Here is an 11,574-nt window from a genome sequence, read left to right as displayed (position 1 = left end):
GATGAATCTGGAGCCTCTCGCCTGCAACCAGAGCCAATATATCCCCGGAATACGAAACTCCAGGCAATGATACCCCGCAATCTGTTTTTCGTCGTCATCATCGCCGTCGTTGCCGGAGGGGCCTTCGTCCTGCTCCCGGACGGGGCGGAGGACCCTTCTCTCGACCTCGTGGTGATCTTCACGTCGGACCTGCACGGCCAGGCGGAGCCGTACCAAAACGAGACCGGGTCCCTGGTCGGCGGACTCTCGCGAATCGCTGCGACATCCGCGGCGATTGGGGCCACCGCAGACGGTGCGCTCCTCCTCTCGGCCGGCGACGACCTCACCGGGCCGCTCTACAGCAGGTTTGGGGGCGAGCCCGAACTGCGGGCGATGACCCTCGCCGGCTACGACGCCGCCTGCCCCGGAAACCATGAGTTCGACTACGGCGCGGCCACCTACTGGAACGCGACCCGTCACGCCGGATACCCGGTCGTCTCTGCAAACCTCGTCCCCGCCGGGGCGGTGCAGCCCTCGGTGGTCCTCGACGCCGCCGGAGTGAAGGTGGGTGTCTTCGGGCTGATGACGCCCGACCTTGCCCGGCTCTCCCGGCCCGGCGACGGGGTCGCGGTCGACCCCGACGTCACAGGGGTTGCCGCCCGGGCGACGGCGGAACTCCGGGAACAGGGGGCGGAGATCGTGATCGCCCTCACCCACACCGGGGCGGAACTTGACCGCGAGGTCGCCCGCTCGGTCGCGGGCATCGACCTGATCGTCGGCGGGCACGACCATATCTACGTCAACGAGACGGTGGAGGGGCCCGGTGGCTGGGAGACCGTCATCGTCAGCGGTGGGACGCGAGGAGAACGCCTTGGCGTCTTCCGGTTCACCTATGCCGGAGGGGGGATCGAGGACCCGTCGTGGGAGTGGGTCTTCCTTGACAACACCACCCCCGCGGACCCGGCGGTGGATGCCCTCCTTGCCCTCTACCCCCTCGAGCAGAGCGCCGCCGGCGGGACGGTCGGGACACTTGCAGCGTCCCTCGACCTCCGGAGGAGCACGGTCCGGTGCGGCGAGGCGGCGGCAGGCAACCTGATCGCCGACGCCTGGCGGGCAGCGCTGCCGGGAGCGGAGATCGCGTTCGTCAACGGCGGCAGCATCCGCGGGGACACCATCCTTCCGGCCGGTCCGCTCTCCGGCGAGGACCTGGAGACGATCCTCCCCTTCGGGAACCAGCTTGTTGTCGTCAACCTGACGGGCAGGCAGGTTCAGCAGGCACTGGAAGTCTCCGCTGCAGCCCTCTCGGAGGAGACGAGCGGAGTCCCTTCGGGCGGGTTCCTGCAGGTGGGCGGTCTTGCCTGCACCATCGATGCAGGGGCGACGCCGTATACCGTGACCTACGACGGCAACGGCACGCCGCAGGTGGTCCACCCGGGCGATCGTGTCAAAACCGTCTCGATAACCTCCGGCGGCACGGTGGCGCCCCTCGATGAGAACCGTACCTACCGGGTGGTGATGAGCGAGTTCACCGCCGGTGGCGGGGACGGCTACGACGTATGCAAGGAGGGGGTCGTGACCGCGCTCGAGGTCTCCGATATCGACCCGGTCCTCGAGTACCTGCGCGAGGCCTCCCCGGTAGCCCCGGCGGTCGAAGGAAGGATCACGGTCGTCAACGCGACGTGACTGATGGGTATTTATGATATCCCGGGCCACCTACCCGGATAACCATGAAGGCACAGAGACTCCTGCTCACCGGGGTTCTTGCGGTCGCGCTGATCGCGCTGATCGCGGTCACACTCCCGGGGCTCTCCTCGCGAGAGCCCTCCGGGCCTGACCCCACTCCGGGCGAGCCCACATTCGTCCCGACGCCTACTCCGGCGCCGGTCCCGGCGAACGGCACGTATCTCAACATCACCTACGGCTACGCGCTCACCTGCCCGGAGGGATGGTTCTTCACCGAGTCCGGCGAGAGCGTATGGTTCTCCTCACCGGTGAAGCACGAGGAGGTCCGTGTTACCGTGGCCCCGCTCTCGGACCAGGAAGAGACGGAGAGGGTCCTTGGAGCACTGAACGCGACCTATGCGAAGGATCTCCGCGCCGATATCGGGGCCGAATGGGTATCCACGGAACGGATCTCGCTTGATGGTGTCCCGGCATACAGGTCGGTCTTCTCCGTCCCCATAGTCGAGGAAGACCGCTACGACTTCGTCATCCGCTACGCCCTCAGGGATGACCGGATATACTCGGTCATGCACACGGTCTTCCCCGTAGAGTATGACCTCTACAATGTTGACGCGGCTCCGGCGGCAGAGTCGTTCCGGTTCCTCTGACCCATTTTTTCCCGGCCGCGCCGTTTTCTAGCCGTTGCCCTCCACTTTCCCGGGTTATGCGTCGTGTGGTCTCCGGCGACGGGGAAGGGGGCAGGTTGCCTCGTCTTCGTGCGGCGCATCCGCTTGAACTCTACCGGTCCGGTGATGCGGGCACCGGGTCGGTCGTACCGGGAACAGCCCTCCGTATCCGTGTAATAAAAAAGTTGTAATAAAAAAGTGATGGAGATATTCCTGGTTAGAGGTGATAAGTTCGGTAGGGCGTTTTATGGGAGGTCCCCATCACTCGATCTCCTCCGGCGTGATCTCGGGGGTATCTGGAGAGAGGATCGCTTCGGGAGAGATATCAAAGTAGGGTTCGATGACTGAGTCGTTCTCACAGTCGTGATACTGGTTTCCTTCGCTCCTGGTCCTCATCCAGAGACGGATCTGCTGGAGTAATGTCATGTGATTCAATCCTGTCGCCTGCAGCGGGTGTGTCCCCACTGTGACATGCAACCATTCTGATCTACTGAGAATAAATCCATTTTGATACGGCATTTTGCTCCTTGAACGCCAGATTCTCAGTAAAATAGGGGAATGACTGATTTAATGCGGTGGTTCGTATCGAGTGAGCCCTGCCCCTTATCTCCGCCTGAATATCCCGTCGAGTCTCCTCTTATCAAATGCCACCACCGTCGGCCTCCCGTGCGGGCACGTCCAGGGGGTCTTTGTCCGGGCGAGTTGTGCGAGGAGGCGCTTCTGCTGGTCGTGGGTGAGCCGGGCGCCGGCCTTCACCGCCCCCCTGCAGGCAACGATGCAGGTGACCGCCTCCCGTCGGTCGGGCGCGGTCCGGGACTCGCCGGCGAGGAAGTCGGCGATCGTCTCCCTGACGGTCTCCGGGTCTTCGACTGCACCGAGGGCGGCAGGCACCGCCCGGACGGCGAAGGTGTCCCGGCCGAACTCCTCCATGACGAACCCTTCCCCTGTGAGCAGAGGAATCGCGTCCCGGAGCGCGGCGGACTCCTTTGGCGGGAGCGAGAGGACGACGGGTATGATCAACTCCTGCGACCCGGCTCCGGCATCGCGCTGCTCCGTGACCTGGTCGTAGAGGACGCGCTCGTGGGCCGCGTGCTGGTCGACGAGGTAGAGGGTGCCGTCGGCCCCTTCCGCCACGATGTAGGTCGCCGCCACCTGGCCGACCGGCTCCATGGCCGGGAGGAGGTTCTCCGCGCCCGTGCCCTCCGTCCGGCGGAGTTGCTTATCCGAGAGGGCGAGTTCCCGGTGTCGTGCCGTGTAGGACGCTTCGACCTCGCCGACCGCCGGTCTCGGTTCCGGCCCCGGCTCAGGCACGACGATCTGCTGCTGCACCGGCTCGGCCGGTACGTCACGGGCGAGATCGTGCCCGACGAGCGCCTCCGCCACGGCTGCCGTGACCGCCGCGAGGATCTCGGGCTCCCGGGAGAGGCGGACCTCCCGTTTGGTTGGGTGGACGTTGACGTCCACAAGGCCGGTCTCGATCGAAATGTCGATGAACGCCACCGGGTAACGGTCCTTCGGGAGGAGGGTGCCGTAGCCCTCCCGGATGGCGGCGGCGATCTGCCGGGAGGTGATACTCCGGCCGTTGATGCTGATGACGACCTGTGATGGGTTCCCCCTGCTCTCCGACGGGCGGGAGACGTAGCCGCGGATAGCGAGGAAGGGGAGCCTCCCCTCGACCGAGATGAGCGCCCGGGCGAGGTCTGCCCCGTAGAGCCCCGCGACAGCGTTCAGGAGTCCCCCCGACCGCTGGGTCCCCATCCGCTCCTTCCCGTTATGCACCACCCGGAAGGCGACGTCACCGTGGGCGAGGGCCAGGTTCTCCACAACGGCGTAGATGTGGGCGAGTTCGGTGTTCCTGCTCTTCAAGAACTTCCGGCGGGCGGGGGTGTTGTAGAAGAGGCGCTCTACGACGACCGTCGTCCCCTCCGGCGCACCCACTTCGCTCTTCTCCACGACCTCGCCGCCCCTGACGACGATCCGTGCCCCGGCGAGCGCCGCGGCCCCCCGGGGGCGGGTGACCAGGGTCACCTCTGCGACGGCAGCGATGGTTGCGAGCGCTTCTCCCCGGAACCCGAGGGTCTTGATGGCGGAAAGATCGGCGATGTCCCGGATCTTGCTCGTCGCGTGGGGATGGAACGCGAGGACCGCCTCCTCCGGCGTCATGCCCTCGCCGTTGTCGGTCACCCGTATCTTCGTGATCCCGGCGAGGTCCGAGGCGACGTCGATGAGGATGCTCGTTGCGCCCGCATCGATCGCGTTCTCCAGGAGTTCCTTCACCACCGATGCGGGCCGTTCCACGACCTCGCCAGCGGCGATCTGGTTCACTGTCTCGGGGTCGAGGACCTGTATCTTCGTCATCGCTCACCACCGTCCCCGTTTGCAAGCCGTTTCAACCGGCAGAGGGCGTTCAATGCCTCGATCGGCGTCATCTCGTCCGGGTTCAGGGCCGCAAGTTCCCTGACCGCCGGGTTCTCCTCGTCGACCCCCTCGCCGGGGTCGACGAGGAGCATCTGGGTGTAGCGGGGAGCCCGCGGCCCACCGGGGTTCTCCCGCACCGATGCCTCCTTTAAGAGTGCCATCGCCCGGTCGGTCACCTTCTTCGGGATACCGGCAAGGTGCGCCACGTGGACGCCGTAACTTTTGTCGGTCGCGCCGGGGATGATCTTCCGGAGGAAGACGACGTCGGTCCCGGTATCCTTCACGGCGAAGTGGAAGTTCTTCACCCGCTTGAGCGAGCCTTCGAGGTCGACCAGGTCGTGGAAATGGGTCGCAAAGAGCGTCCTGGGGCCGGAGACCGCCTTCCCGTGCAGGAACTCCACCACCGCCCGGGCGATCGCGCACCCGTCGAGCGTGCTCGTTCCCCGCCCGATCTCGTCGAGGATCACGAGGCTTTTCGGCGTTGCGTTGTTCAGGATGTTTGCGAGTTCCAGCATCTCGACCATGAACGTGGACTGCCCGGAGGCGAGGTCGTCGAACGCCCCCACCCGGGTGAAGACCCGGTCCACGATCCCCACCGTCGCGTGGCGTGCCGGGACGAAACTCCCCATCTGGGCCATGATGCAGCAGAGTGCCACTGCCCGCATGTAGGTGGACTTGCCCGCCATGTTCGCCCCGGTGATGATCGTGATCTGGTCGCCGGCGGCATCGAGATCGGTGTCGTTCGGGACAAACGGCACCGGGAGGTGCCGTTCAACCACCGGGTGGCGCCCGTCGCGGATGACGATCCGGCCGCTCTCCTCGATCGTCGGGCGGGAGTAGCCGTACCGGGCGGCGACCTCGGCGAGGGCCGAATAGACGTCGAGCAGCCCCACGGCACGTGCGGTCGTCTGGAGGTCGGGGACGTCCGCCGCGAGCGTCCGGACGAGTTCGGCGTAGATCTCCGCCTCGAGGGCGCCAAGCCGCTCCTCGGCGGTCGCGATCATCGCCTCTTTCTCCTTGAGGTCGGGTATCGTGTAGCGCTCGCCGTTCGCGGTCGTCTGCCTCCGCTCGTACTCCGGCGGAACCAGGGCGAGGTTCGGTCTCGTCACCTCGATGTAGTAGCCGAAGATCCGGTTGTACCCGACCTTGAGCGACTTGATACCGGTCCTCTCCCGCTCCTGCTGCTGGAACTCCGCGATCCAGTCTTTCCCGGACGTCGCGAGGTGCCGGAGTTCGTCGAGTTTGGCGTTGAATCCATCGCGGATCATCCCGCCGGTCACCGCGCGCGCCGGGGGTTCGTCCACGATCGCCCGCCCGACGAGGTCCCTGACGGAGGCATGGTCGCTCATCGCGTCGAGGGCCTCGCTGACGAGCGCCGGGAGATCACCGGAGAGGAGCGACTTGAGTTCGGGGATCGCGCACAGGGACTCCTTCAGCGTCGCGAGATCCCGGGGGCCGGCGTTCCCGTAGGCGATCCTTCCCGCGATCCGCTCGATATCTGCGAAATCTCCGAGGGCTCTCCGAAGCGCCTGCCGGTCGAGCGCGTGGCTGGTGAGCCACTCCACCGCATCTAGCCTCTTCTCGATCGCCTCCTTTTCGAGCAGCGGGCTGATCAGGAGCGATCGCATCGTCCGGCTCCCCATCGAGGTCTCCGTGACGTCGAGCGTGGCAAGAAGCGTGTTCTCGTCGGCGAGGCCCTTGATACCCGTCGTGATCTCGAGGTTCCTGAGAGTGATCGCGTCGAGCACCATGTTCCCCGACGGGTTCCTCGTTGCAAGCCCCGATATGTGGGAGAGGGGTGAGTGCTGGGTCTCCTGGGCGTAGCGGAGCGCCGCTCCGGCCGCAGCAACGCCCCCCGTCATCCCGGCGCACCCGTAACCGTCGAGCGTCGCCGTCCCGAACTGTTCGCAGAGGTGTTCAGAGGCCGCGTCGAACGCGAAGGCGTCGTCGCGATACCGGCTCACCGTCACCCCGAGGGCCTCAAGCCTGCCGGGGAGCGCATCGGCCAGGCTCTCCGGGACGATCACCTCCGTCGGGCGGTACCTGACCGTCTCCGAGATGATATCGGCGTACTCCCGCTCCCCGCTCCCTGAGGAGACAAAGAACTCGCCGGTCGAGACGTCCAGGAACGCGAGGCCGAAGGTATCCTTCCGGTCGGGGGCGACCGCCATGAGGTAGTGGGCCCCGGCGGAGCCGAGCATCGCCGAGTCGATCAGCGTCCCCGGGGTGATCACCCTCGTGACCTCGCGCTTCACCACGCCTTTCGCGGTCTTCGGGTCCTCCACCTGGTCGCAGATCACTACCTTGTAGCCCTTCCCTACCAGGCGGGCGATGTAGCCGTCGACGGCGTGATAGGGGACGCCCGCAAGCGGCATCCGGTCGCCGTTCTTGTCCTTGCCCCGGGCCGTCAGGGTGATATCGAGTTCCCGGGCCACCACGCCGGCGTCCTCCCCGAAGGTCTCGAAGAAATCTCCCATGCGGAAGAAGATGACGGCATCGGGGTACCGGGCCTTCACCGAGTAGTACTGCCGCATCGCCGGGGTTGGTCCGTCGGTCATCGTTTCTCCTTATAGATTCCGCACGGAGCCACATAATGCTACTGCCCCAAAATTCGGCCGGAACGGGCTCCGATCTGCTGCACCCCCCGGGGAGGTCCCGGCAAACTAGATACATCCAGAACACGTACAAGAAGATGATACGTTATGTCGGCGACTATCGCAGAAAAGATATTTTCGCAACGGTGCGGCAGGGCTGTCCGCGCGGGAGAGGTAGTGATGGCACCCGTGGATGCGGCGATGATCCACGACATCACCGGCCCGCTCGCGGTCCGGGTCTTCCGTGAGATGGGTGGAGAGCACGTCTATGATCCTGAGCGGATCATCATGCTCTTCGACCACCAGGTACCCGCCGACTCGATCCCCGCTGCCGAGAACCACGTCTTCATGCGGCAGTTCGCGAAGGAGCAGGGAATCTACAACTACGACCTCCTCGAGGGCGTCTGCCACCAGGTCGTGATGGAGAAGGGCCGGGCGGCACCGGGGGAGATCATCGTCGGCACCGACTCCCACACCTGCACCTACGGCGCGGCAGGAGCGTTTGCGACCGGCATCGGCTCGACCGATATGGGGTTCGTCCTGAAGTTCGGGGCGCTCTACTTCCGGGTGCCCGAGAGCATCCGCATCGAGGTGAACGGGTCGTTCGGTCGGAGGGTCGGTCCAAAAGACCTGATCCTCTCGCTCGCAGGCGATATCGGCGCCGACGGCGCGACCTACATGGCGCTTGAGTTCACCGGCCGGGCCATGCACGATATGAATATGGCGGGCCGGATGACCTGCGCGAACATGGCGATCGAGATGGGGGCGAAGGCCGGGATCGTCGAGGTGGATGCAGCCACCTGGGACTATGTCGGTGCGCGCCGCACGATCGAGCCGTTCGACCTTGCGGGCGATCCTGATGCAGCCTACCGGGAGCGCCGGCAGTACGACGTCACCGACCTCGCTCCAAAGGTCGCCGTCCCCCACAACGTCGACAACGTCGTGGATGTCACGGACGTCGCGGGGACGAAGGTCGACCAGGTCTTCATCGGCTCCTGTACCAACGGGCGCTACGAGGATCTGGCCGAGGCGGCGGAGGTGCTCGGGACCGCCGACCGCTTCGCCGACGGCGTCCGGGTGATCGTCATCCCGGCCTCGCGGACGGAGTATCTCAAATCCCTCAAGGCCGGTCTCATCGAGCAGTTCGTCGAGGCCGGAGCCCTTGTGGAAGCGCCGTGCTGCGGCCCCTGCATGGGTGGGGCGTTCGGGCTCCTTGCCCCCGGCGAGGTCTCGCTCTCGACGTCGAACCGGAACTTCCGGGGCCGTCAGGGGAGCGCTCAGGCATCGGTCTACCTCGCCTCGCCGGCGACGGCGGCGGCAAGCGCCCTCTACGGTGAGATCACCGACCCGAGGGAGGTGTAAACTCATGCGAGTCTGGAAGTTCGGCAACGATATCGATACGGATGCGATCATCCCCGGGCGGTTTCTGACGATCTACGATCCGGCGGAACTGGCGAAGCACGTCTTCGAAGGGACAAGGGACGAGTTTGCAAGAGAGGTGCGGGAGGACGACATCGTCGTCGGGGGCACCAACTTCGGGTGCGGCTCCTCGCGGGAGCATGCACCGCTCGCGCTCCTCGGCGCCGGTATCAGGGTCGTGGTCGCAGAGTCCTTTGCGCGGATCTTCTACCGGAACGCCGTTAACACCGGGCTCCTGCCCCTGGTCTGCCCCGGGGCCGATACCATCCGGGAGGGCGATGCCGTGACGGTGAATATCGCCGGGGGCCACATTGAGGTGAACGGCAAGCACCTCCCCGTCGAGACGGTGCCCGGGTTCATGAAGGAGATCATCGAGGCCGGCGGCCTCGTAGCCTATGCAAAAGAGTTGGATGAGGTGAAGACATGCAACATCGAGTAGCCGCCATCGGGGGAGACGGGATCGGCCCCGAGATCGTCGCGGCGGGGAGAGAGGTCCTTGATGCCGCGGGCGAACGATACGGGTTCGATATCGCGTGGACTGACTTTGATATCGGCGCGGAGCGCTACCTCGCGACAGGCGAGCTCCTCACCGAGGAGGATATCCGGGAACTCTCGAAATTCAAAGCCATCTACTTCGGGGCCATCGGCGACGACCGGGTGAAGCCCGGGATCCTCGAGAAGGGCATTCTGCTTGCGATCCGGTTCCACTTCGACCAGTTCATCAACCTCAGACCGATCAAACTCCTCGACGGGGTTCTGACACCACTCGCAAACAAGCGCCCGGAGGATATCGACTTCGTGGTCGTCCGGGAGAACACCGAGGACTTCTACGTCGGGATCGGTTCGCGGTTTGCCGGTCGACGCGAGCAAAAGACCCTCGAGGTCGTCCGCGACATCTACAACGTCAAGTTCGGCCTCGACGTCGAGACCGACGCCGACGAACTCGCCTACCAGATCGGCGTCGTCACCCGGGAGGGCGCGGGGCGGGCGATCCGCTACGCCTTCGATATGGCCGCAAGACGTCACAAAAAGGTCACGTCGGTCGACAAGGCAAACGTCCTCTCCGACGTCTACGGCCTCTGGCGGGACGTCTTTAACGAGGTCGCCGCCGGCTACCCTGACGTCAAGACGGAGTTCAACTTCGTCGACGCCGTCACGATGTGGTTCGTCAAGAACCCCGAGTGGTTTGACGTCGTCGTCACGCCGAACATGTTCGGCGACATCATCACCGACCTCGGCGCCATGATCCAGGGCGGGCTCGGGCTTGCCCCTGGCGGAAACATCAACCCCGCGGGCACCTCGATGTTTGAGCCGATCCACGGCTCCGCGCCGAAGTACCGGGGTCAGGATGTCGCAAACCCGCTTGCAACCGTCTGGGCTGGCTCGATGCTCCTCGACCACATCGGCGAGCACGAGGCGGCAGACGCCGTCCTCCGGGCGATCGAGAGGAGCATCCTCGACGGCTACGTGACCCGGGATATGGGCGGCGCAAAGAAGACGAGCGAGGTCGGGCAGTATCTCGCAACGCTTGTCCGGACAGTGTAGGGCGGTAGCCCTCCTTCCGGTCTTTTTCGGAAGACTGTCTTTTATATTCCCGCACCGCCAAAACCTTCTAGACCGATGCAAAACGACCAGCATACGCCGTGCGAAAACCCCCTCTGGCCCTGTGCGATGACCGGGGCGGTTGCCTGTCTTTCGGGGTTCGAAGACCTCGCCGTCGTCGTCCACGGTTCGAGCGGCTGCTACTTCTACCCTGCGTCTCTCGTCGGGGTCCCCATTCACGGGACGTTCCTCGTCGAGAACGAGATCATCTTCGGGACGGAGTCGCGCCTCGCGGAGGTGATCCGGGAACTCGAGGACCGCTACCCCCGGATAGCCGTGGTCAACACCTGCGTGCCCGCTATCATGGGCGAGGATATCGGCGCTCTGGCAAGCGACGGGCAGGTCCTCATCGTCGACAGCCCGGGGTTCCTTGGTGACTTCGAGGCCGGCTACTGTCGGGCGCTCGCCGTGATCGCGCCGGAGGTGGACCCCGATGCCGCCGGCGTCAACATCGACGGCATCTGCCGCACCGACCCCTTCTGCCGGGGGAACGCCATCGAGGCACGGCGGCTGCTCAACCTCGCCGGGGCGCCGGTCGCCGCCACGTTCTGCCTCGACCGCTACGATGCGGTCCATCGTGCGGCACCCTTCACTGTCGGCACGAACCCGGACCTTGCAAGCGGCGTCGGGATGGCGTGCGGCTCGCTCCTTGGACTCGACGCCATCGGGGAGACGTTTCAGGCGCTTGCCGCAGAGGTCGATGGGGTCGATGCCCGGCCGATCGCAGAGGAGATCGCGTGGACCGACGCCCGGATCACGAGGGCCTGCGAGAAGTACCTCCGCAGGTTCGACCCGCCCCGGGTGGCGATCGCTGCCTGGGGTTCGTATGCCGCGTTTGCCGCAGACCTCCTCGACCGGTATCTCGGCGCCGATATCGCCTGTATCGCGGCCCGGAACGACTCCGGTGCAGGGAGCGGCGCTCTCGTGCAGACGACCGACCTCTCGGTCGTCCGGGACAGGATCCGGAACACCGAGCCGGACCTGATCCTCGGCTCCTCCTATGAGCGTGCGATCGATCCCCGCGCCGCCTTCGTCGGGCTGACATCGCCGCTCCGGGGCAGGGTTCTCCTCTCCTCCCGCACCCTGGTCGGGATCGAAGGGGCGCTCTGGTTGATGGACGAGGTGCTCAACGCCTGCATCAACCGGAATCGGCGCCCGGAGAGCGAGAGCGTAGACCTCTCCTGAAGCGAAGCGTTATTACTCCCGGTGACAGA

At 65.5% G+C, this 11,574-nt stretch carries 9 protein-coding genes; 6 read left to right on the top strand and 3 right to left on the bottom strand.

From position 1 onward, the window contains the following. Positions 1–66 precede the first annotated feature (66 nt). Together V6K60_RS01855 and V6K60_RS01850 are read left to right on the top strand one after the other, a co-directional pair. Positions 67–1,662, top strand: a complete 1,596-nt coding sequence (locus tag V6K60_RS01855; protein ID WP_332448811.1) for a bifunctional metallophosphatase/5'-nucleotidase — start codon at positions 67–69, stop codon at positions 1,660–1,662. A gap of 44 nt (positions 1,663–1,706) precedes the next feature. Beyond that, the gene (locus tag V6K60_RS01850; RefSeq protein ID WP_332448810.1) at positions 1,707–2,309 is read left to right on the top strand and encodes a hypothetical protein; all 603 of its coding nucleotides are present in this window, start codon (positions 1,707–1,709) and stop codon (positions 2,307–2,309) included. A gap of 279 nt (positions 2,310–2,588) precedes the next feature. Here the strand turns inward: V6K60_RS01850 and V6K60_RS01845 are convergent, their stop codons facing one another. The 3 genes from V6K60_RS01845 to mutS form a co-directional block, all read right to left on the bottom strand. Continuing rightward, positions 2,589–2,753 (bottom strand): hypothetical protein, encoded by a 165-nt coding sequence (locus V6K60_RS01845; protein WP_332448809.1) that lies wholly within the window; start codon positions 2,751–2,753, stop codon positions 2,589–2,591. Between the two features lie 177 nt (positions 2,754–2,930). Further along, entirely contained in the window at positions 2,931–4,685 is a 1,755-nt protein-coding gene (gene mutL, locus V6K60_RS01840) for a DNA mismatch repair endonuclease MutL (protein ID WP_332448808.1), read from the bottom strand. After that, positions 4,682–7,303, bottom strand: coding sequence for a DNA mismatch repair protein MutS (gene mutS / locus V6K60_RS01835; protein ID WP_332448807.1), 2,622 nt, complete (start codon positions 7,301–7,303; stop codon positions 4,682–4,684). Before mutS ends, mutL begins: the two co-directional genes overlap by 4 nt. 144 nt (positions 7,304–7,447) lie before the next feature. Here mutS and V6K60_RS01830 point away from each other — a divergent pair, with 144 nt between their 5' ends. The 4 genes from V6K60_RS01830 (at position 7,448) to V6K60_RS01815 (ending at position 11,545) form a co-directional block, all read left to right on the top strand. Then, positions 7,448–8,701 (top strand): 3-isopropylmalate dehydratase large subunit, encoded by a 1,254-nt coding sequence (locus V6K60_RS01830; RefSeq protein WP_332448806.1) that lies wholly within the window; start codon positions 7,448–7,450, stop codon positions 8,699–8,701. Positions 8,702–8,705: 4 nt separating this feature from the next. Further along, positions 8,706–9,197, top strand: a complete 492-nt coding sequence (locus V6K60_RS01825) for a 3-isopropylmalate dehydratase small subunit (RefSeq protein ID WP_332448805.1) — start codon at positions 8,706–8,708, stop codon at positions 9,195–9,197. After that, positions 9,182–10,303 carry an isocitrate/isopropylmalate dehydrogenase family protein gene (locus tag V6K60_RS01820; protein ID WP_332448804.1) on the top strand — a complete coding sequence of 374 codons (1,122 nt, stop codon included), beginning with the start codon at positions 9,182–9,184 and terminating at the stop codon, positions 10,301–10,303. Before V6K60_RS01825 ends, V6K60_RS01820 begins: the two co-directional genes overlap by 16 nt. A 75-nt stretch (positions 10,304–10,378) precedes the next feature. Beyond that, entirely contained in the window at positions 10,379–11,545 is a 1,167-nt protein-coding gene (locus V6K60_RS01815) for a nitrogenase component 1 (protein WP_332448803.1), read from the top strand. The last annotated feature ends 29 nt before the right edge of the window (positions 11,546–11,574 follow it).

Source organism: Methanoculleus sp., from assembly GCF_036677455.1.
Lineage (GTDB): Archaea > Halobacteriota > Methanomicrobia > Methanomicrobiales > Methanoculleaceae > Methanoculleus.
Note: the sequence above shows the minus strand (reverse complement) of the source record. Positions and strands in the feature narration are given on the sequence as shown.

Coding starts and splice junctions, on each gene's coding strand:
- V6K60_RS01855 (WP_332448811.1), top strand. CDS start 67: ATGATACCCCGCAATCTGTTTTTCGTCGTCATCATCGCCGTCGTTGCC.
- V6K60_RS01850 (WP_332448810.1), top strand. CDS start 1,707: ATGAAGGCACAGAGACTCCTGCTCACCGGGGTTCTTGCGGTCGCGCTG.
- V6K60_RS01815 (WP_332448803.1), top strand. CDS start 10,379: ATGCAAAACGACCAGCATACGCCGTGCGAAAACCCCCTCTGGCCCTGT.
- V6K60_RS01845 (WP_332448809.1), bottom strand. CDS start 2,753: ATGACATTACTCCAGCAGATCCGTCTCTGGATGAGGACCAGGAGCGAA.
- V6K60_RS01825 (WP_332448805.1), top strand. CDS start 8,706: ATGCGAGTCTGGAAGTTCGGCAACGATATCGATACGGATGCGATCATC.
- mutS (WP_332448807.1), bottom strand. CDS start 7,303: ATGACCGACGGACCAACCCCGGCGATGCGGCAGTACTACTCGGTGAAG.
- mutL (WP_332448808.1), bottom strand. CDS start 4,685: ATGACGAAGATACAGGTCCTCGACCCCGAGACAGTGAACCAGATCGCC.
- V6K60_RS01820 (WP_332448804.1), top strand. CDS start 9,182: ATGCAACATCGAGTAGCCGCCATCGGGGGAGACGGGATCGGCCCCGAG.
- V6K60_RS01830 (WP_332448806.1), top strand. CDS start 7,448: ATGTCGGCGACTATCGCAGAAAAGATATTTTCGCAACGGTGCGGCAGG.